Origin of the sequence: Collinsella sp. TF08-11AT (assembly GCF_003437035.1) — a bacterium.
Lineage (GTDB): Bacteria > Actinomycetota > Coriobacteriia > Coriobacteriales > Coriobacteriaceae > Collinsella.
This window is the reverse complement of sequence record NZ_QSRL01000001.1, coordinates 166,853-188,756: the sequence shown is the minus strand read 5'-3', so window position 1 is coordinate 188,756 and position 21,904 is coordinate 166,853. Positions and strand designations below refer to the sequence as shown.

The following is a 21,904-nucleotide window of genomic DNA, read 5'->3' as shown; positions in this document are numbered from 1 at the left end:
ATTTTGCCCTTGATGGTCACCCAAGGTAAACCTTTACCGCCCGCCTATATTTGCCGAAATTACACTTGACGGCGGGGTACAATAAACCCGCATGCGGATTTCCGTTGCGGGCGCTTCCCATCGCCGGGGCGTGCCCGGGAGCATCCGGCATGCGGCCTTTGCGGCGCTCGGTCATGTGCAAGACGGGTAGCTGGGCTTGTGGAGCGCGTGCAGCCCTCCTCGCCTCGGCATGCCTTCTCTCCACGCCATGTACCTGCTGCTGAGCCTGCCTGCCAGATGATTGGAAGCAACAGCGAAAATCCCATCACGCCAACATCCCGGCGATCGCCGGGGCCTGTATACCTATATGAGAGGAGAGGGGTATATGGCGCGTAAGTTTAAGTCTATGGACGGCAACGAGGCGGCCGCATATGTTTCGTATGCGTACACCGAGGTAGCGGGAATCTATCCCATTACGCCGTCCAGCCCGATGGCCGACCATGTCGACCAGTGGGCGGCCCAGGGTCGCAAGAATATCTTCGGCACCCCGGTCAAGGTCGTCGAGATGGAGTCCGAGGCAGGTGCAGCCGGTACCGTTCACGGTTCGCTGGGCGCCGGTGCTCTGACCACCACCTACACGGCTTCTCAGGGTCTGCTCCTGATGATCCCGAACATGTACAAGATCGCGGGCGAGCAGCTCCCGGGCGTCTTCCACGTCTCCGCGCGTTGCGTCGCTTCCCACGCCCTGAACATCTTTGGCGATCACTCCGACGTCATGGCCTGTCGTCAGACCGGTTTCGCCATGCTCGCCGAGGGCAACGTCCAGGAGGTCATGGACCTCTCGCCGGTGGCTCACCTTGCCGCCATCGAGGGTAAGACCCCGTTCCTTAACTTCTTCGACGGCTTCCGCACCAGCCACGAGATCCAGAAGGTCGCCATGTGGGACTACAAGGATCTGGCCGAGATGTGCGACATGGACGCCGTCCAGGCTTTCCGCGACCACGCGCTCAACCCTGAGCACCCGCACACCCGCGGCAGCCACGAGAACGGCGATATCTTCTTCCAGAACCGTGAGGCCTGCAACAAGGTCTACGACGAGCTTCCCGCCGTCGTCGAGGGCTACATGAAGAAGATCAACGAGAAGCTCGGCACCGATTACGGCCTGTTCAACTACTACGGCGCTCCCGATGCTGATCGCGTCGTCGTGTGCATGGGCTCCTTCTGCGACGTGCTCGAGGAAGTCATCGACTACCTCAACGCTCACGGCGAGAAGGTCGGCCTGGTCAAGGTTCGCCTGTTCCGCCCGTTCTCCATCAAGCACTTTGTGGACGTTCTCCCCGAGACCGTCCAGAAGATCGCCGTCATGGACCGTACCAAGGAGCCGGGTTCCATCGGCGAGCCGCTCTACCAGGACGTCGTCTCCGCTCTCTACGAGGCCGGCAAGACGGGCATCAAGGTCGTCGGCGGCCGTTATGGCCTGGGCAGCAAGGACACGCCTCCCGCGTCCGCGTTCGCTGTCTTCGAGGAGCTCAAGAAGGACGAGCCCAAGCGCGAGTTCACCATCGGCATTGTCGATGACGTGACCAACCTGAGCCTGCCCGAGGCCGAGGATGCGCCCAACACCGCAGCCCCCGGCACCATCGAGTGCAAGTTCTGGGGTCTGGGTGGCGACGGTACCGTCGGCGCCAACAAGAACTCGATCAAGATCATCGGCGACCACACCGACAAGTACGTCCAGGCCTACTTCCAGTACGACTCCAAGAAGACCGGCGGCGTCACTGTCTCGCACCTGCGCTTTGGTGATTCCCCGATCCGCTCGCCGTACTACGTGACCAAGGCCGACTTTGTCGCTTGCCACAACCCCAGCTACATCGTTAAGGGCTTCAAGATGGTCCGCGACGTCAAGCCGGGCGGCACCTTCCTGGTCAACTGCCAGTGGAGCGACGAGGAGTTCGCCGAGCACATGCCCGCCGTGGCCAAGCGCTACATCGCGAACAACAACGTCAACGTCTACCTGATCGACGCTATCGACCTGGCGGCCAAGGTCGGCATGGGCAAGCGCACCAACACGGTGCTCCAGTCCGCCTTCTTCGCGCTGGCCAAGGTCCTGCCCGCCGAGAACGCCCTGCAGTACATGAAGGACGCGGCTACCAAGTCCTACATGAAGAAGGGCCAGGCTATCGTCGACGCCAACCACAAGGCCATCGATGCCGGCGCTACTGCTTTCCGTAAGTTCGAGGTTCCGGCCGACTGGGCTACCGCCGAGGACGCCGCTCCCGTCGAGCTCTCCGAGGAGACCAAGTCCGCCATCGCCCAGCAGGTCAAGAACCTGCTCGAGCCCATCGATCGCATGGATGGCGACAGCCTGCCCGTTTCCGCCTTCGTCGGTTGCGCCGACGGCCAGTTTGAGCTGGGCGCCTCCGCATACGAGAAGCGCGGCGTCGCCGTGGTCGTTCCCCACTGGGACGAGACCAAGTGCATCCAGTGCAACCAGTGCGCCTACGTGTGCCCGCATGCCACCATCCGTCCGTTCGCGATGACCGAGGACGAGGCTGCCGCCGCGCCCGAGGCTACCCGCACGCTCGACGCCATGGGCCCCAAGGCCAAGGGCATGAAGTTCACCATGGCTGTGTCCCCGCTCGACTGCATGGGTTGCACCAACTGCGTCAAGGTTTGCCCCAAGGGCGCCCTCGAGATGGTTCCCACCGAGCAGGAGATGGACCAGCAGCCCGTTTGGGACTACATGGTCGAGAACGTCTCCGAGAAGAAGGAGCTCATCGCGGCCAACGTCAAGGGCAGCCAGTTTAAGCAGCCCTACCTGGAGTTCTCCGGCTCCTGCGCCGGCTGCGCCGAGACCGCCTATGCACGTCTGGTGACCCAGGTCGCCGGCGACCGCATGTTCATCTCCAACGCCACCGGCTGCTCCTCCATTTGGGGCAACCCCGCTGCCACCGCTCCTTACTGCAAGGACAAGGACGGTCACGGCCCGGCGTGGAACAACTCCCTGTTCGAGGACAATGCCGAGCACGGTCTGGGCATGGCCGTGGGCTATGAGGCTGTTCAGCACAAGCTGATTGCCGCTACCCAGGACATCATCGCCGCCGATGGTCCGTCCGACGAGCTCAAGGCTGCCGGCCAGGCTTGGATTGACTCTGTCAACGACGCCGAGGCCTCCAAGACCGCTGCCGCTGCCTACGTTGCCGAGCTCGAGAAGTGCGGCTGCGAGGCTTCCAAGGCAATCCTCGCCGACAAGGCTTACCTCACCAAGAAGTCCTTCTGGATCTTCGGCGGCGACGGTTGGGCCTACGACATCGGCTTCGGTGGCCTGGATCACGTCCTGGCTTCCGGCCACAATGTCAACGTCTTTGTCTTCGACACCGAGGTTTACTCCAACACCGGCGGTCAGGCCTCCAAGGCCTCGAACCTGGGCCAGGTCGCTCAGTTCGCCGCTGCCGGTAAGGTGACCAAGAAGAAGTCCCTGGCCGAGATCGCCATGAGCTACGGCTACGTCTACGTGGCGCAGGTCGCCATGGGCGCCAACCCGGCTCAGACCCTCAAGGCCATCCACGAGGCCGAGGCCTACGACGGCCCATCCCTCATCATCGGCTACAGCCCCTGCGAGATGCACTCCATCAAGAAGGGCGGCATGCAGAACTGCCAGGCCGAGATGAAGAAGGCTGTCGAGTGCGGTTACTGGAACCTCTTCCGCTTCAACCCCGAGGCTGCTGCCGGCAAGAAGTTCTCGCTCGATTCCAAGGAGCCCGCGGGCGGTTATCAGGAGTTCCTGATGAACGAGGCCCGTTACGCTTCGCTGACGCGTTCCTTCCCCGAGCGCGCCGAGGAGCTCTTCAAGGAGAACGAGCAGGCCGCTATGGACCGCTACGCTCACCTGTTGAAGCTCAAGACGGTGTACAACGAGGCCTAGGTCTCCCACCGCAGGATCTGAGGGCTAACCTTCGCGGACGTCCTCGGACATGAAAGAACCCCCGCTGCGCACTACGTGCGGCGGGGGTTCTTTCGTCCTGCGGAGTGTCCGCGAAGGTTAGCCCTCAGATCCTGCTACGACTACGTCCTCGGATTGTGGGGCTGAATGAAGGACGTGGCTGTGGGGGTGCCTTGTCCCGGTCGCTGTTTCGCGGCGTGGCCGCGAAACCACGCGCCACTTTGGGCATGGAGGGCTAGCTGATTGTGGCCTTCTGCTGCCCCAGTGCTGTTTCGCGCCTTTGGCGCGAAAGGCGCAGTACTTTGGGCGTGGGGGCTGGCTTGCGGACCCAGATGGCCTAGAGGGATATGGGTGCAAACGAGAAATCGTTGTTGGGGTCGTCCTTTTCCATAAACTCATCGAGACAGAATGTCATATAGATTGGAACGTAAAGGATCTTGCCCTCTTTGCAAAGGTTTTCGTGGCTCAGCACAACGGCCTCGGGAATTTTGTACTCGCCCACACTCATCAAACGGTCGAGGGCTGCATGTGCTCGAACTTTCTTGCCCGATTTGACTTCGATTGGGACAACATGCCCGCGGGCACCTTCGATTACAAAGTCGACTTCACCGACCTCACGCGTTTGGTAGTACCACGTATCTGCTCCGAGGGCAACGAGTTCCTGTGCGACCACGTTCTCATAGAGGCCGCCGAGGTTGGGGGTTTTCATGTCAAGGTAGACGGCGCGTGCCGTGCTGCCGGGATACCGCGATGCGAGCATACCTGTATCGGACTCGTATAGTTTAAAGGCCGTCGTTTTCTCCGTCCTCTTGAGAGGACTTCGTGCCTCCGTCACCTGGGGGACCATCAATCCAACGCCTGCGTTCACCAGCCATAGGAAATCCTGCTCGTATTTTTGAAGACGAGCTCCCTCGCCTAGAGACGAGACGATAAAGCGATGGGACTCCGCCTCAAGCTGAACGGGAATTTGCTCGAAAATGGAGCGAACGTTAAACGCTCGAGTCGATGCATATTTAGAGATATCGCTTTTGTACTGATCGACTAGCTGAATTTGAAGCTCACGCGTTCTCACGAGCGAATAGCCCGAATCGATATAGTTCTGAACGACCTCCGGCATGCCGCCGCAAACGATATAGGCTCTAAAGTTTTTGAGCATCGCCTCATGAATAAAATTTTCGACGGGACGCCTCTCGACAAGGCAGCTGCGGATGTCTGCAAGCACATTCTCGCTGACGCTGTTTGCCCAACAAAACTCTTCAAAATCCATCGGCCGCATAACAATGTGCTCGACATACCCTACCGGAAAAGAAGAGATCCCCTTAAACTCAGTCCCAAGCATAGACCCCGAGAAGACATAGCTAAAGCGTCCGTCCTCGACCAGCGCCTTCATAAGTGTAACGATCTGCGGATACTCCTGAATCTCATCGACGAAGATAAGCGTGTCTCCTTCAACAAGCGGTGCATCCGCAAGAAGGGCCACACGGTTGATGAAGTCAATGGAGTTCTTAGCGCCAACAAGTACGTCTCTTGCCTCGGCATCAAGTAGCAGATTGACCTCATAATACGAAGCGTAGTTGCTCTTTCCAAACGCGCGAATCGCATAGCTCTTGCCAATCTGACGCGCACCGGTAACAAGCAGGGCCTTATGGGAGTTATTCTTCCAGCTCAAAAGCCTATCAGTGACTTTGCGGCGTAGCATTAAAACACCTCATTGACAAAAATTGGCAAATAGATTTGCCCCTAATCATACAAAAATTGACAAATAGATTTGACCCAAATCATACAAAAATTGGCAAATAGCAAAGCTCACTTAGGCCTCAAAGCCAGCGAGCCAGCACGGTACTTTGCGAAAAGGCTGGCGGCGCCGTTGTTGAGGGTGGCCAGGTTGACAGTGGCGCCGTTAGCGTTCTCGGCTGCTTGGGCGCGCAGGAGCGAAAGGGCGTCGGTAGCGTTCATGCAGAAGCCGACGGTAAAGTTCCATACTGCGAACTCGCAGTCGCTTGCCGCGGGGTGAAGCGCGATCGGCTATCCCTTATGTTGGATGAAAAGCCCCATGTTTTTGCAGGGGTGCATACTCGTCAAATTAATGTATAGAATCGCGTATAGTGCGAGTAAGATATTGCGCTGTCCGTTTTGTGTTTAGCAAAGATATAGTTTGCATAATCTGGTCTAATCCCTGCTCTATTTAAATAAAGTTGCACGTAAATGGCGTAGATATGCCTGAACTGGGCTTCTTTACGCTGAGCGGGTAAAATCGACCGTTCGCCGCTTAGGTATTTTCAAAATGAATAAAATGAGCGATAAAGAGAATATAAACCTTAATAAACTCGCGTATCGCACGGACGCGGGTTATTAATGGGTTGTAGGCCTTTTACAGAAAGGATTCCAGCAATGTCTAAGCCTCTTGGCAAGCCCGATCGTATTGTCGTCGCCCTCGGCGGCAACGCCCTCGGCAACAACCCCGTCGAGCAGATCGAGGCCGTGAGCAACACCGCCCACGCTCTCCTTGGTCTTATCGAGCAGGGCAACGAGATCATCATCACCCACGGCAACGGCCCGCAGGTCGGCATGATCCAGAACGCCTTCGCCGCTGCCCACGATGCCATCGGTACCCCCGAGATGCCGCTGCCCGAGTGCGGCGCCATGTCCCAGGGCTACATTGGTTATCACCTGCAGCAGGGCATCGGCCGCGAGATGCACAAGCGCTATAAGCGTTGGCACGCCGCCACCGTCGTCACCCAGATCGAGTGCGATCCGGATGATCCCGCGTTCAAGAACCCGACTAAGCCGATCGGTCCCTTCTACACCGAGGAGCAGGCCAAGGAGTTCATGGCCGAGGATCCCTCCAAGGTCTTCGTCGAGGATTCCGGCCGCGGCTGGCGTCGCGTCGTCGCTTCTCCCGATCCCAAGAAGATCGTCGAGGCTGACTCCATCCTCAACCTGCTCGACAACGAGTTCATCGTCATCGCCTGCGGTGGCGGCGGCATCCCCGTCGTCCGCGACTACGAGAACAAGGGCTGCTACAAGGGCGTTCCCGCCGTCATCGACAAGGACCTGGGCGGCGAGCTGCTGGCCGAGGACTGCGACGCCGACGTTCTGTTCCTGCTGACCGCCGTTGAGCATGTCGCCATCAACTTTGGCAAGCCCAACCAGGAGGAGCTCGAGGACCTCACCGCCGACGAGGCCGAGCGTCTGGCCGACGAGGGTCAGTTCGGCAAGGGTTCCATGGAGCCCAAGGTCCGTGCTGCCATCAAGTTCGCTCGTTCCCGCAAGGGCCGCACCTGCATCATTGGCGCTCTGGACAAGGCCGCCGAGACCATGGCCGGCCTCTCCGGTACCCGCATCCACGAGTAGTCTCTACTCTGTTGCCTCTCTCGTGGGCGCCAGGCAAAGCGCCCACAAACTAGCCTCTCTTCATGAGCCCCGCAGTCCGCTCCGGCTGCGGGGCTTTTGCTATTGAGGTAGCTGTTCATGGGTAGTGCTGCGGGCCGCGCCAAAATGACGAGAGTGGATAATCTCCCACTTTGAGCCTGCAAACAGGCCAAAAACGGGAGATTATCCACTCTCATTCTGCGGGTACTCATTGGGGACAGACTTAAATGAGTAGCCGTTGGGGACGTTCTTAAACGACTGGTCAAAAAATGACTACTCATTTAAGTCTGTCCCCAATGAGTGCCCAATGACTAGTAGTAGGCCCACATGGCTTCGACTTCGTTGAGGACCTCTACGACGCCCCAGCGGCGGGCGCTGCGGCTGGCCGAGTTGGGGTCGTAGACGCCAATCTGGTTGGCATCGTCGATGCCGTAGAGCACGATGTAGTGGCCTACGTTGGTAAACGTACCGGGGCGCACTGCGGCGATAACGGGCGCACCCGAGCGAAGTGCTTGGGCAATCGATTCGCAATCGTTATAGAGCTGTGTTCCGTTGAGCCCCAGCTGCCACGCACCGCCTGTCATAAACGACCACTCGGTGGCACCAGTGGGGGCGTAGTTGCCGGCTTCGGCCAGTGCGCATATATCGACCGGCGTCTTATCGGTGTGGCCGGTCTTAAAGATATAGACCATGGTGAGGCAAGTGGGGCCGCAAGCGTTTTCGCGAATAGTGCCACCGGCATAGGGCAGCTCCGACCATGCGGGGTCAATTTGGTAGATGTGGGGCATGGTGCCGGCCTGCCATTGCGAGCGTGGGGTCGAGAACGCAAAGGAGTAACCGGGCGCGACGGGAGCTTTAAGCAGCTTGTCCTCGGCAGTGGGCTCAAGACCGGCTGATCCGTGCGAGATACAGGATCCCAAAAACACAAAGACGAGGCAGGCGGCAATGGAGCAAAGCGCAAGGCGTAGACGGCGGGCTGGAAGTGCGTGGCTTGTGGTGTGCGACGCGGGGCGAGGGGCGGAATTGCCGCGATTGCGTTGAGGTGGCGAAAAGGAGCGCTTAACGTAGTGGTCGGTCGTACGGCAATCGTAGCGGCGCGGCTGCGATGTGTCGGTCTGGCGTTGGCGTGTGCTCGTGCTCACGCGGTCTGACTGCTGCGCGGTACGGCTTTGTTGCCGAGAAGAAGCCCCGGGCTGCTCTTGGGGGCGCTGCTGGTTGCCGTTGTCGGAGGTGCTTCTGGGCGTTGGCGTGGTGCGGCCGGCAAGGCGCACGCTTTGTGGCCGTTGGTCGCCGTCATTGTATCCGTATGCCATTCGAATCACCTTGCCTCGTGTGTAACTTGTCTATCCTACATAAAAAGATGCACGACACATGGGTATGTGCACCAAAAGCCTGACAAATGGTATGAACGTTGCCGCGCCGCGCGCCAAGCGTCACGGCAACAGGTATTCAAAAGCAGACAAGATGAAAGCGTCCAGGACGAATGACGTCTCCCGCCGTTCGTCCCAAAAACGGTGCCGCTCGTTTTGCAGTTCTGCCTTCGGTCGAGCTGCGAGCGGCGCTGCTGCGCCAAGGCCGTATCTTAAAGCCATGGAATAAAAGCGCGCGGCAAAACGGACCGCGCAAGGGGTGACGCCAGGGGGCGTCAAAAAGGAAAGGAGGGGAACAATGGCGGACAAGAACGCAGAAGTTGCAGTCGAGGACAACGGCGGCATGAAGAAAACGCTTTCGCTCTGGAACTTCTTCACCATCGGTTTCGGTGCCATCATCGGTACCGGTTGGGTTCTGCAGGTCGGCGACTGGATGGTCGTGGGCGGCGGTCCCGTTCCCGCTATGATCGCATTCCTCTTGGGTGCAATCTTCCTCGTGCCCGTCGGAGCTGTTTTCGGTGAGCTCACGGCTGCTATCCCCATCTCGGGCGGCATCGTCGAGTATGTCGATCGTAGCTTTGGCCGTACGATGAGCTACATCACCGGCTGGCTCCTGGCCCTGGGCAACGGCATCCTGTGCCCGTGGGAGGCCATCGCCATCTCGACCCTCGTGTCCGAGATGTTCGGCAGCCTGCCCGGCCTTGAGTGGCTGCGCGCCGTCAAGCTCTACACCATCCTGGGCGCCGACGTTTACCTGTTCCCGACGCTAATCGCGCTCGGCTTTGCAACCTACGTCATCTTCCTCAACTTCCGCGGTGCCAGCTCGGCCGCCAAGCTGCAGGCCTTCCTGACCAAGGCCCTGCTCTGCGGCATGCTGCTCGCCATGGGCGTCTCGCTGTTCACCGGCTCGCCGGACAACGCCATGCCCGTGTTCTCCCAGGTCACCGGTGCTGGCGGCGGCAAGCCCGCTACCGAGGGCACCAGCCTGTTCGCAGGCATCGTTTCGGTCCTGGTTCTGACCCCGTTCTTCTACGCCGGCTTCGACACCATTCCTCAGCAGGCTGAGGAAGCAGCCGAGGGCCTCAACTGGAACAAGTTCGGTAAGATCATCTCCTTGGCTCTGCTGGCCGCCGGCGGCTTCTACATGGTCTGCATCTACTCGTTCGGCACCATCCTCGACTGGCATGAGTTTGTTAAGAGCCCGGTTCCCGCGCTTGCCTGCCTCAAGGGCATCAACATGCTCCTGTACCTGGCCATGCTCGTCATCGCCACGCTTGGACCCATGGGCCCGATGAACTCCTTCTACGGCGCCACGAGCCGCATCATGCTCGCCATGGGCCGCAAGGGTCAGCTGCCCGAGAAGTTCGCCGAGGTCGATCCCAAGTCCGGCGCTCCCAAGCTCGCCTGCGTCGTTCTGGGCGTCATCACCGTCGTCGGTCCGTTCCTGGGCAAGAACATGCTCATCCCTCTGACCAACGTGTCGGCCCTCGCCTTCATCTTCTCCTGCGGCATGGTCGCCCTCGCTTGCCTGCGTATGCGCTTCACCGAGCCCGACCTGCCTCGTCCCTACGAGGTGCCCGGCGGCAAGTTTGGCATCAGCCTCGCTATCGTTGCCTGCGGCACCATCATTGGCCTGCTCGTGATCCCGTTCTCTCCCGCCTCCCTCAACATGGTGGAGTGGAGCATCGTGATCGGCTGGCTGGCTGTTGGCCTGGGCCTCATGGCCTTCACCAATTCCCGCAAAAAATAACGCCTAGCCGGGGCGGATCGGGTGCGCGGGGCCCTCTCTCCCGCGCACCGAACCCGGCACCACTTGGGTAGTTTTGTGAGGCCTTAACCCAACGCGGCCTCGCCCACTATATGGATCCATAAGGAGGAACCATGTCCACTAAGTATGCAATCGTTGGCGGCAAGCTCATCGACGGTACCGGTGCCGAGCCGGTCGAGAACTCCCTCGTTCTCGTCGACGACAATGGCAAGATCGAGTACGCCGGTGTCATGCAGGACCTTCCCGAGGGCGTTGAGGTTATCGACGCCGCCGGCAAGACCGTCCTTCCCGGCCTGATCGACACCCACCTGCACTTCTCGGGCAACCTGACCGACGATGACACCGACTGGGTCATGCAGCCGCTCCTCGAGAAGCAGGCCGTCGCCGTCAAGCAGGCCTACGACTGCCTCACCCACGGTCTCACCACCGTCTGCGAGATCGGTCGCTTTGGTATCCAGATCCGCGACTGCATCGACAAGGGCGTCTTCAAGGGCCCGCGCGTTCTGGCAACCGGCCTTGGCTTCTGCCGCGTTGCCGGCCACGGCGACTCCCACCACTGCAGCCAGGAGCTCAACAAGGAATCGCACCCCTGGGGCGATCAGGTCGACGGTCCTTGGGATCTGCGTAAGGCCGTCCGTCGTCGCCTGCGCGAGAACCCCGATGCCATCAAGATCTGGGCTACCGGTGGCGGCATCTGGCGCTGGGACTCCGGCCGCGACCAGCACTACTGCTCCGAGGAGATCCAGGCCGTGGTCGAAGAGGCAAAGATGGTCGGCATCCCCGTGTGGAGCCACTGCTACAACAACCACGCCGCTGCCTACGATTCCGTTCGCTTTGGCTGCGAGCAGTTGATTCACGGCTTCGATATCGATGAGCGCACCATGGACCTCATGGCCGAGCAGGGCACCTTCTTCACCCCGACGATCGCCTTCCTGCCCACTTGGTACGCCACCTATCCGCCCGTCTACGTCCCCGAGCTGCACGACAAGTACGAGGGCACCCTGGTCGAGAAGGAGCTGCAGCGCAACTACGACTGCCTGCGCGAGGCCAAGAAGCGCGGCGTCGTCATGACGATCGGCTCCGACTCCTTCTCCTTCGTCACCCCGTACGGCACCTGCTCTATCGAGGAGATGTACGAGTTCGTCGACAAGATCGGCTTCACCCCGGTCGAGACCATCACCTGTGCCACCCTCAACGGTGCCAAGATGTGCCACATCGAGGACGAGACCGGTTCCATCGAGGCCGGCAAGTGCGCCGACCTGCTGGTCGTCAACGGTGACGTCGCCGCCGACATCCACGTGCTCAACACCGACAACATGGACGTCATCATGAAGGACGGCTGGATCGTCGAGGCTGGCACCTTTGGCGAGGCCAACAAATACAGCGCCTAAGATACCGTTTGTCGATGGCTGGATGTAAAACACAGTTTTTGATTGCATAATGCAATGGAGAGGGTCGCTTGCGGCCCTCTTTATTGCTATGGGGTGCGTCAGTAAGAAGGAGATGACGGTGGATCTCAATAGGCTGATTCTGGGCAAGAGCTACAACTCTACCAAGGTCTTTCGTACCGCTCAGCATGTGGTTCAAGCCATCTTGCTCGGTATTGTCGTTCCGCTGCTTATCCTGCTGCTCATCTGGGATCTAACCGATAATCCCAATCCCGTTCCGGCCGTTGTCGTCATTGCCGGCTTGGTCATGCTGTGCTTCTTCTTCTCGTACGTCTTTGTCGTTCCCGACGACCTCACATCGAGCGCTACCGACCGCACGCTCGCCATCGCGTCGAAAATATTCGCCTACACGTCGCGCGGCCTTACGCCCGAAGCTGCCCTGGGCGCCTCTAAGATCATCCTGTCCGAAACCATCGCCTCTGCCATCTGCTTTACCGACGGCAAGCAGGTGTTGGCAAGCTGGGGCGAGGACTCGGCAAAATGCCCCGCGGGCACCCCGGTGGTGCTGCGGACCACGCTCAATGTGATCAACAGCGGTGAGCAAAGCGTTTTCTCGCGCGATGCCTCGACCGAGACAGGTGGCTACTTTCCGCGCCTGCGCGCCGGTATTGTCGCACCGCTTACCGTGCGCGGGCATTGCGTGGGCACGCTCGAGCTGTATTATCCCCGTCTGAGCAGCATCGATATGCGCCAGACGGCGCTCGCCTCGGGCTTTGCCGACCTCATTTCCACGCAGCTTGCGAGCTTTGAGCTCGAGCGCCAGGACGAGCTTACGGCCCGCGTGGAGCTGCGCGCCTTGCAATCGCAGGTCGATCCTCATTTTCTGTTTAACACCATCAGCACCATTGTGTCGCTCGTACGTACCGAGCCGGACAAGGCCAGGTCGCTGCTCATCGACTTTTCCAATTACTACCGTCAGACACTGTCCGATTCCGATACCCTCACAACGCTCGAGCACGAGGTGGAACAGGGCACTCGTTACATCAACCTTATGCAGGCCCGGTATGGCGACGGCCGTCTGCGCGTCTCGGTCGATATCGACTTTGAGGTGCGCGACAGCATGGTGCCGCCGTTTATCTTGCAGCCGCTGCTCGAAAACTGCATCAAGCATGCGCAGCGCGAGACCGAGCCGCTTTCTATTCGTGTTAGGGCTTTTGAGACCGATGACGGTCTGGAGATCATCGTCGAAGATGACGGCATCGGTATGAGCGAAGAAGTCTGCGCGCACCTGTTTGAGCAGCATCGCCGAGAGGAGCCCGAGAGCATTACCGCCGACGGCTCCATCAAACGAGGCTGCGGCCTGGCGCTCTTCAACGTGCTTCAGCGCATCCATTTCTTTTACGGGGAAGATTCTGGCATGCGCGTGAAGTCCCAGGAGGGCGTGGGAACGCAGGTCATCGTCGAGCTGAACGGCGAGCCGCATGAGCCGGCGCCGATGAAGGTGTAGCGCGCGGTTGGATTGAGAGAAAAAAGAGGGGAAGCGCATATGTCCGAGGGATGGAACATCTTGGTGGTTGATGACGAGCCTCCTATTAGGGCTGAGCTACGCTATCTATTGGAAAAGGATACGCGTGTGGGTCATATTGCCGAGGCGGGCAATGTCCCCGAAGCCGTGGAGTCGATTCTGTCGAACAAGCCCGACGTGTTGTTTTTAGACATTACCATGCCCGGTCGCTCGGGAATTGAGCTTGCCGAGACGCTGCAGAACCTAAAGACGCCGCCGGTCGTGGTGTTTGTGACGGCATTTGCCGAGTATGCGGCTGATGCCTATAACCTCGATGCCGTCGATTATGTCGTCAAGCCGGTTGAGGACGCACGCCTGTCAAAGGCACTCGACAAGATCGAGGCGGCCTTGGGCGTCCGTCGTGTTATCCACGCTCCGCGCCAGCCTTTGCGTCTGACGGTGGACCGCGGGGGCAAAAAGGTGTTCATTCCCGCCGCAGACGTTTGCTACTTTGAGGCGCGCGCCGATTTTTGCAACGCCATCTGCGCCGAGGGAACGTACCTGATCAATGAGTCGATCTCTTCGCTCGAGCGTCGCTTGGACTCCGAGGGCTTTATTCGCGTTCATCGCAGCTACCTGGTCAATTTGGAAGACGTGCACAATGTTGAGATTGGCTCCACGGGGTTGATGGAGCTCAGGCTCGACCGCGTGAACTCGACGGTACCGGTGTCCCGTCGTCGTGCCGCCGAGGTCAAGTCGCACCTGGGGCTTGCGTAAGAGGCTTGCGTGCTGTCGTTTACCATCGCAGGTTTGGCATGGGCGCGCGGTGGGCATAATGGGTGGCATCGAATGAAATCGAAAGGATCATTATGCCCGCGCTTATCACCCATCATCTGTTTGGCGAGGAAAGCATCGACCGTCTTCCGCAGGGCGTCATCACGTCCGATGAAGAGCGCATTGCCTTTATCTTGGGCAACCAAGGCCCCGACCCGTTTTTCTTTCACATTCTGACACCGCGTGTTTCCGACTGCACGCTGCTGGCGCAGGTCATGCATCGGTCGCGCATGTCTCGCCAGTTCGCGTGCCTGCGCGACGGCGTGTCGCATCTGCTGCCGCGCGATGCCAGCTTGGGTCGTGCCTTTGCGCTGGGCCTGCTGTCTCATTACGTGCTCGACCGCAACGCTCACCCCTTTGTCTATGAGCAGCAGTTTGGCATCGTGGAGTCCGATTCAGAGCTTGAGGATTCGAGCAGTCAGGTCCATGCCGTGATCGAGAGCGACCTGGATGTACTGATGCTGCAGCTTAAACGCGATGGCGCTACGGTCGACGATTACCCGCCGGCGGGCGAGATCGTCACCACCGATCGCATCAATCGCGTGGCCGGCGTGCTGATGAGCTATGTTGCCGGACGCGTGTACGGCATTGACATTCCGGCGGGGGAGTACGGTGCTGCCGTTGCCAATATGCAGCGACTTTACCGCGCGATTGAGCCGGCCGGCTCCGCAAAGACGCGCGCGATCTCGCTGGTTGAGGGCTTGGTGCACGACTACTCGCTGCTCGACGGCCTTGCGCACCGCGTGACGACCGAGCTGCCCGAGCGTACCGGCAACCTGGGCCACTTGGCATGGAAGAACCCCTTTACCGATGAAGTCTCGACCGAGAGCTTCCCCGAGGTCTTTGACCGCGCGCTGCTCGATTACGAGTGCACGGTTGCCCGCTTTATCGAGACCGGCGATATGGAAGCCGTGACCAACCATGTCAATTACAGCGGTCGCGTGCTCAATGCCGATGAGGAGTTCGACCGCGAGGAATAGGGCTCATGCGTGCCCCTTTGCCGAATCCTTACCGGTGCTTCTGGACAATTGGGGTACGATGAACTAACTGCATATCGGGCAAATACGAAGGGTCCCTGTCCATGAAATACACCAAGCTCGAGCGTAACTGGGTTATGTACGATGTGGGCAATTCGGCTCTCGTGCTGCTCAATACCTCGGTGGTGCCCATTTACTTTAACGCCATCAATACCGGCGCTTCCTCGGCCGACCTGGTGGTCGCTTGGGGCAATGCGCAGACGATCGCCTCGCTGGTCATCGCCATGCTCATGCCCATTCTGGGCGCACTTGCCGACTACGCCGGCAACAAGATCAAGTTCTTCTTGGGCTTCTTCCTCACGGGCCTGGTGCTTTGCCTGGCGCAGGCTATCCCAATGTCTGCCATGGCATTTTTGACCGTGTACGTGCTGTGCACCATCGGCCTTAACTCTTCTATGACGTTCTACGACGCCATGCTGCCTGACATTACCACCGACGAGCGCATGGACGCCGTGTCCAGCTCGGGTTATGCCTGGGGCTACATCGGTTCCACCGTGCCGTTCGTCATCTGCCTGGCGCTCATCATGGGTGGCCCCGCTCTTGGCATCCCCACCATGCTGGCAACGCGTCTGTCGTTTATCATCACTGGTGCCTGGTGGCTCATCTTTACCCTGCCGCTCATTCGCACCTATAAGCAAAAGTACGGTCGCGAGCGCGGTCCCGAGGACACCATCGGCCACATCGTGGGCGGTGTGTTCTCCGAGGTCGGACACACCATGCGCGAGATTGCCCACAATAAGACCGTGCTGGTCTACATGATCGCGTTCTTCTTCTATATCGACGGTGTGCACACGGTCATTTCCATGGCCACCAGTTACGGATCGGCCTTGGGCATCGATTCGACGCAGCTGGTGCTGGCGCTGCTCGTTACGCAGTTCGTGGCCTTTCCGTCCGCCATCATCTACGGCAAGCTCGCCGGACGCGTGGGCACGCTCAACATGATCCTGGTGGCGGTCGCCGCCTACATGGGGATTGTGCTGTTCGCCGCGTTCTTCCTAAAGACCGCCTTTGAATTCTGGGTGCTTGCCATTATGGTCGGCCTGTTCCAGGGCGGTGTGCAGGCGCTCAGCCGTAGCTACTTTGGCCGCATTATCCCCAAGGAAAAGTCCAACGAGTACTACGGCTTCTTTGACATCTTTGGTCGTTATGCAAGCGTTATGGGCACCTTCCTGGTGTCGGTCGTCACCTCGCTGACCGGCAACCCGTCGCTGGGCGTCCTTTCCATTGGCGTGCTGCTGGTCGTTGGCTTTATGCTACTGGTCCGCCTGTCCCGCATGACTCGGGCGGCAGAGCATGCCGCATAGGAGCGAGCGGCTATTGTGCCTGTCCACGGTACTCTTTTGGGGTTATCCGCAATAAACATTGCGACTTGCGAGCAATGATTTGCCCAAGTGGGTATGATGGAATCAGCTAGGTCGCGGGGCGTCGCCTGTGTTTGGCGGCGTCCCGTTTTTGTGTTGCAGGGAGGGTAAGGCATGAACGCCACGGTCGTGATTCCAACGTATTGGGCGGGCGATGACGCTTGCGCAAACGCCCCTGGCACCTATGACCATTCGACGCGACTCAACGCAGACAATCCCGAACTCGACCGCTGCCTGGCCTCGCTTGAGCAGGTGTGCGACATCCCGCGCATCATCCTTTTGGTGGTCTGTCCTGTTTCTGCCACAGCCGATGTGTCGCTGCGCGTGCACGAGATTGTCGACGCGCATCCCACGCTCAAGGTCACCGTTGTCACCAACACCCAGGCCTCGCGCATCGCAGACCGGGTTGCTCAGATCGCGCCCAAGGGTTCGGGCGAGTGCGTGAGCCTGCGAGGCTACGGTGCCATCCGCAACATGGGGCTAGCCTGTGCCGCTGTGCTGGGGCATGACGCGGTTATCTTTTTGGATGACGATGAGACTGTCATCTACGCCGACTTTATGAAGCGCGCGACCTATGCGTTGGGGCAGCAGACGCGTCAGGGCTTGCCGATCTTGGTCAAGAGCGGCTATTTCTACGATCGCGACGGCTCGCCGCTGGCTCCCACGGACAAGGCGGGCATCTGCCATCGTTGGTGGACCAAGCGCATCGAGTTCAACCGTTGGATGAAAAAGGCGCTCTCGGGCACCCGCATCTCGCGCTCCAACTACGTGTGCGGCGGCCTGATGGCCCTGCACGCCCGCGCCTTTACGCGTGTGGCCTTTGACCCGTTTATCACCCGCGGCGAGGACTTGGATTACCTCTTTAACATGCGCATGTTTGGCTACGACGTGTGGTTCGATAACGAGTGGACCGTGCGCCATCTGCCTCCGGAGTCCGAAAAGCGCTCACCGCGCTTTATGCAGGATGTATACCGTTGGTACTACGAACGGGCCAAGTTGACATTCGCCGCGCATCAAAAGGAGCTCATTCCCGTTACGGCGGCATCACTCATGCCCTACCCGGGCCCGTGGATTTCGCGCGAGCTCGACGACCGCGTGCGCAAGACCGCTATGGTCCGCAGCGTGTTTACCCGCGAGCATGAGGGCTACCTGCGCATTTGGCGCCATGGCATCGACGAGGCAAAGGCCTATGCGCGCCAAAACGCTGCAAGCTACCTGCGTTTCCAGAGCTTTTGGCCCAAGATCATGGACGGGCTTTGGCGTGACGCACAACTGATCAGTATCCTGGAGGGGGCCGAATGATCGACCGCCGCGCCCAGCGCGATAGTTCAATATCAATCTTTCGCATCATTGCCGTTGCCTGCGCCATTTGCGTGCTGGTGTACTTTATTTTTGCCTTGGTGACCGGTATCGAGCCGATCGCCACGGTGATTGCCTGCGCGCTGCTGTGCATCTTTCTGTGCATCTTTATCTTTTTGACGCTCAATCCCGATTCGGTGCGCTCCCAGTACACCGAGGAGACGCTCTCGGTGGCCTCGGCCATGCTCGAGGACATTAAGGGCGGTCTGACGCAGGAGTCGGCGCGTTTGGTGTGCCGGCGCATTTTGCCCGAGACGCGCGCCATGACGGTGGCCATCACCGACGAGGGCAACGTGCTTGCCTGCGCGGGAGAGTTTGAGGAAAAACTGCTGCCCGATACTCCCATCCACACGCTTGCCACACGCTACGTTATCGAACATGGCATCGTGCAGTCGTTCAACCGTATGGTGGATGTCGTGGGCTCGGACGGCTCGCACAACCAAGTTCCCGCCGGCATTATCGCCCCCATCAAGGTGGGCGATCGTACCGTCGGCACGCTCAAGTTCTACTACAAGACCCCGCGCGCCGTCGACCGTACCCAGTACGCGCTTGCCTCGGGCTTTGCCGAGATCTTGTCCACGCAGCTCGCCATCCACGAGCTCGAGGTGCAAAAGGAGCTCACGGCGCGCGCCGAGGTGCGTGCGCTGCAGGCGCAGATTAACCCGCACTTCCTGTTCAACACGCTGAACACCATTGCATCGTTTACGCGCACCGACCCGCTGCGGGCCCGCGAACTGCTTCGTGAGTTCTCATCGTTCTATCGTGCCACACTCGACAACTCGGGATCGCTTATTCCGGTCTCGCGCGAGGTCGCACAGACCAAGCGCTACCTTACCTTTGAGAAGGCCCGCTTTGGCGAGGACCGCGTGCTTGCGACGTTCGATGTGTCCGAGGACGTGGAAGATACGCTGGTGCCGGCGTTCGTGATCCAGCCGATTGTCGAGAACGCCGTACGTCATGGTATGGGCGATGACGACGCCCTGAGGATCGACGTGACCGTTCACCAAGACGGCGAGGATGCAATCTTGATTGCCGTGGCCGATAATGGCGTGGGCATGGATGAGGGTACCGCCGCCAGACTGTTTGACGAGCGCTCTGCCCGCCCCGACGCCAGCTCTCCCCAGGGTGGCGGCGCCGGTGTGGCCATGCACAATATTTCGGAGCGCATCCATCGCTTTTATGGGCCGCACTCCTATACGCGTGTCGAATCGGCGCCGGGCAAGGGCACCAAAGTGCTCCTTCATCTTGATTTGTCAGAGAGCATCTTTGACATTCAAGAGTAAAATAAAAGGCTACGGGCTCAACGTCATGCGACGGATGCCCGGCGTAGTTAGTTGACGAAAGGTTTTATCCCTATGCTGCGTGCGATGATTGTGGATGATGAGGCGCCGGCTCGCTCGGAGCTTCGCTTCCTGCTCGAGCAAACGGGCAAGATCGGCACGATCACGGAGGCGTCGAGCGTCCGCTCCGCCATCGAGATGCTTATGGAAAGTCGCGTGGATGTCGTGTTTCTCGATATCTCGATGCCCGGTGCCTCGGGCCTGCAACTTGCCGAGGCGCTGCATAAGCTCAAAAATCCGCCGGCGATCGTGTTTGTGACTGCGTATAGCGACCATGCGGTCGAGGCATTCGACGTGGATGCCGTCGATTATCTGATGAAGCCGGTCGAGGAAGCTCGCTTGGATCGCGCGATCGAGAAGGTCATGCAACGCGCCAAGCCGGTTACGGACAGCAAGGTGACCATCGAGCGTATCCCGGTGGAAAAGGGCGGCCGCAAGGTGCTCATTCCCGTGGACGACATTCGCTTTATCATGGCCAAGGACGATTACTCCTGCATCTATACCGTCGATGATCGCTTTTTGTCGACGACCTCGCTGGCGCAGTTTGAGGCCAAGCTCTGCGACTTTGGCTTCTTCCGTGTTCACCGCCGCTATATCGTCAACCTAGCGTGCGTCACGGACGTTGAGACGGTGCCCTCGGGCGCCATCCAGCTGGGCATTACGGGCGTCGACGAACGCGTGCCGGTTTCTCGCCGCCGCGTCGTGCCGCTCAAGAAGGCTCTGAGTCTCTAGCACACTGGCCCCGCAGCCCTGTAGACCCATCGTCTGCGGGGCCGTGGGGCCTTTTTTGTATGTATCTGCCGAATCGTTTTTTTGCGGAAGGGATCCCATGAACAGTGCAAGCGCCAAGCGTATCGACATCATCTCGGACACCCACGGCTATTTATCGCCTGCGCTCTTGGATGAGCTTGAGGGCGCAGATCTGATCATCCACGCCGGCGACCTCACGTCAGAGATGGACTACGAGCACCTATGCACCATCGCCCCCGTGCGGGCCGTCTTGGGCAACAACGATTACTACCGCGACTACGGTCCCGATGTAGACCGTCTTGCGCTCTTTACCTACGAAGGCCTCAAATTCGCCGTAGCCCATTACCGCGAAGACCTTCCGGTGGGATCCGTAGACGTAGCCATCAACGGCCACACCCACGTAACCAAAGAAGCCCAGGTGGGCCGCTGCCTAGTCCTCAACCCGGGCAGCGCCAGCTACCCCAGAGGCAGCCGAGGCCCCACTATGGCCAGAATGCTAGTAAAAGACGGCCATGTCATAAGTACCAAGTTTATTGACCTAGACTAACCGCAACAAAAACGGGGGATGCACAAGGCATCTCCCGTTTTTCTTTGAGCCAAAGTAAGAAGTCCAACCAGAACAATCAGACCACCCCCGCCGAGGAACACGCGGGCTAGCCGCGCAGCGGCGCACGCCCGCAAAACTGGTTGAAGAAAGTGACGGCAGGGAGGGTCTCCGGGGCTGGGGGCGGGGGTTAAGTTTGTCGCGAGTTCCGCACGCAAAGGAAAGCACTTAATGTGCTTTCCGTCTTGCGCAGGACTGTAGAGCAGCAAACTTAACCCCCGCCCCCAGCCCCGGAGACCCTCCCGGAGGGACCGAAAAATTTTTTCAAAAAAGTTGTTGCGCGCCGGACAGACTTCTGTGTATACTAATCCCCGCAGCGCACGCGAGCGGAAACAAACGCGAACGTCTGCCTGGGGAGTTAGCTCAGTTTGGTTAGAGCGCCGGCCTGTCACGTCGGAGGTCGCGGGTTCGAGCCCCGTACTTCCCGCCAACGCAATTAAAGCCACGTCTTCGGACGTGGCTTTTTGCGTTTGATGCACTTTGTTTCGATAGAACGATCGCCCTGGCGCATCTTCGCCCAGAATCCCCGCCCCTTCGGGAACGCAAGTAAAATCTAATAAGCATATCTGTCTAAACAACAGCTTTGTTGCGCAACACCTGTTCAACGAAGCAGGGGGTTAGGTTATACTAAATTGCACTGTGGGCCGCATCTGATGCATTTCGCTCCAAGCGCGGCATTCAGTGGATATCCGATTTACCATTTGGATGTCCTAGCGGTCATTTAGCGTCTCGACACAAGCTCGGCCCCGGAGCTCGTTCGAGCTGTTCGTATTCCTTGAAAGGGGAAAAATGGACATATCGAGGAAGACTGATTACGCCCTTCGTATGCTGGCGATGCTTGCCGAGGATCCGGAGCGTTTGCTTTCTGTTCGCACCGCTGCCGAAGAGGTCAATGTTCCGTATTCGTTTGCCCGCTCGATTCAGCACGGTTTGGTCCAGGCCGGTATTGTGGAGAGCCTGCGTGGCGTCCACGGTGGCATGCGTCTCAAGGTCAGTCCGGACGACGTCACCATTCGTCAGGTCGTCGAGGCCGTTCAGGGCCCTATGGTTATGAATGATTGCACCGCACCCGATGGCGACTGTGCGCGCATGGGCACGTGCTGCTATCATCCCCTGTGGGCCGGAGCTCAAGCGTTGATGCGCGACTACCTCGATTCCGTTTCGCTCGGCGACATCGTCGCTCACCGCCAGTTCCCGGCCGTCGATCCCAAGTTCGCCGACCGCGAAGCGTTTCCCGAGTACGCCACCTGTGCGTATACATGCCGGGAGGAATAGCGCCGCATAAGGAGCATAGA

The 21,904-nt window shown here is 59.4% G+C and carries 16 protein-coding genes and 1 tRNA gene; 14 read left to right on the top strand and 3 right to left on the bottom strand.

Annotated elements, in window-relative coordinates:
* Window positions 1-364: 364 nt before the first annotated feature.
* Entirely contained in the window at window positions 365-3,904 is a 3,540-nt protein-coding gene (nifJ, locus tag DXC79_RS00790; RefSeq protein WP_117634442.1) for a pyruvate:ferredoxin (flavodoxin) oxidoreductase, read from the top strand.
* Between the two features lie 355 nt (window positions 3,905-4,259).
* On the opposite strand, the gene DXC79_RS00785 is transcribed toward nifJ, so the two are convergent.
* Both DXC79_RS00785 and DXC79_RS10030 read right to left on the bottom strand, forming a co-directional pair.
* Entirely contained in the window at window positions 4,260-5,621 is a 1,362-nt protein-coding gene (locus DXC79_RS00785; RefSeq protein ID WP_117634440.1) for an ATP-binding protein, read from the bottom strand.
* A 107-nt stretch (window positions 5,622-5,728) separates the two neighbouring features.
* Window positions 5,729-5,878, bottom strand: a complete 150-nt coding sequence (locus tag DXC79_RS10030) for a hypothetical protein (protein WP_158549138.1) — start codon at window positions 5,876-5,878, stop codon at window positions 5,729-5,731.
* A gap of 435 nt (window positions 5,879-6,313) precedes the next feature.
* Here DXC79_RS10030 and arcC point away from each other — a divergent pair, with 435 nt between their 5' ends.
* Complete coding sequence (gene arcC, locus DXC79_RS00780) at window positions 6,314-7,276, top strand: carbamate kinase (RefSeq protein WP_006235166.1); 963 nt, start codon at window positions 6,314-6,316, stop codon at window positions 7,274-7,276.
* 329 nt (window positions 7,277-7,605) lie between these two features.
* On the opposite strand, the gene DXC79_RS10130 is transcribed toward arcC, so the two are convergent.
* Window positions 7,606-8,607 carry a C39 family peptidase gene (locus DXC79_RS10130; protein ID WP_233502907.1) on the bottom strand — a complete coding sequence of 334 codons (1,002 nt, stop codon included), beginning with the start codon at window positions 8,605-8,607 and terminating at the stop codon, window positions 7,606-7,608.
* A gap of 355 nt (window positions 8,608-8,962) precedes the next feature.
* On the opposite strand from DXC79_RS10130, the gene DXC79_RS00770 reads away from it, so the two are divergent.
* The 12 genes from DXC79_RS00770 (at window position 8,963) to DXC79_RS00715 (ending at window position 21,884) form a co-directional block, all read left to right on the top strand.
* A complete protein-coding gene (locus DXC79_RS00770) occupies window positions 8,963-10,414 on the top strand; it encodes an APC family permease (RefSeq protein WP_117634438.1) in 1,452 nt (483 codons plus the stop codon).
* 131 nt (window positions 10,415-10,545) lie between these two features.
* The gene (locus DXC79_RS00765) at window positions 10,546-11,823 is read left to right on the top strand and encodes an amidohydrolase family protein (protein ID WP_117634436.1); all 1,278 of its coding nucleotides are present in this window, start codon (window positions 10,546-10,548) and stop codon (window positions 11,821-11,823) included.
* A 112-nt stretch (window positions 11,824-11,935) separates the two neighbouring features.
* Entirely contained in the window at window positions 11,936-13,327 is a 1,392-nt protein-coding gene (locus tag DXC79_RS00760) for a sensor histidine kinase (protein WP_233502905.1), read from the top strand.
* 39 nt (window positions 13,328-13,366) lie between these two features.
* Window positions 13,367-14,101 (top strand): LytTR family DNA-binding domain-containing protein, encoded by a 735-nt coding sequence (locus DXC79_RS00755; protein ID WP_117634432.1) that lies wholly within the window; start codon window positions 13,367-13,369, stop codon window positions 14,099-14,101.
* A gap of 92 nt (window positions 14,102-14,193) precedes the next feature.
* Window positions 14,194-15,138: a zinc dependent phospholipase C family protein gene (locus tag DXC79_RS00750; protein ID WP_117634430.1), complete on the top strand. Its 945-nt coding sequence runs from the start codon at window positions 14,194-14,196 to the stop codon at window positions 15,136-15,138.
* A 101-nt stretch (window positions 15,139-15,239) separates the two neighbouring features.
* A complete protein-coding gene (locus DXC79_RS00745) occupies window positions 15,240-16,499 on the top strand; it encodes an MFS transporter (protein WP_055252086.1) in 1,260 nt (419 codons plus the stop codon).
* 171 nt (window positions 16,500-16,670) lie between these two features.
* A complete protein-coding gene (locus tag DXC79_RS00740) occupies window positions 16,671-17,858 on the top strand; it encodes a glycosyltransferase (RefSeq protein WP_117634428.1) in 1,188 nt (395 codons plus the stop codon).
* Complete coding sequence (locus tag DXC79_RS00735) at window positions 17,855-19,198, top strand: histidine kinase (RefSeq protein WP_117584171.1); 1,344 nt, start codon at window positions 17,855-17,857, stop codon at window positions 19,196-19,198. Before DXC79_RS00740 ends, DXC79_RS00735 begins: the two co-directional genes overlap by 4 nt.
* A 72-nt stretch (window positions 19,199-19,270) precedes the next feature.
* Entirely contained in the window at window positions 19,271-19,987 is a 717-nt protein-coding gene (locus DXC79_RS00730; RefSeq protein ID WP_006235156.1) for a LytTR family DNA-binding domain-containing protein, read from the top strand.
* A gap of 97 nt (window positions 19,988-20,084) precedes the next feature.
* Window positions 20,085-20,552, top strand: a complete 468-nt coding sequence (locus tag DXC79_RS00725) for a YfcE family phosphodiesterase (RefSeq protein ID WP_117629725.1) — start codon at window positions 20,085-20,087, stop codon at window positions 20,550-20,552.
* A 409-nt stretch (window positions 20,553-20,961) separates the two neighbouring features.
* Window positions 20,962-21,039 (top strand) — tRNA-Asp (locus DXC79_RS00720).
* Window positions 21,040-21,398: 359 nt separating this feature from the next.
* Complete coding sequence (locus DXC79_RS00715; RefSeq protein ID WP_117564951.1) at window positions 21,399-21,884, top strand: Rrf2 family transcriptional regulator; 486 nt, start codon at window positions 21,399-21,401, stop codon at window positions 21,882-21,884.
* The last annotated feature ends 20 nt before the right edge of the window (window positions 21,885-21,904 follow it).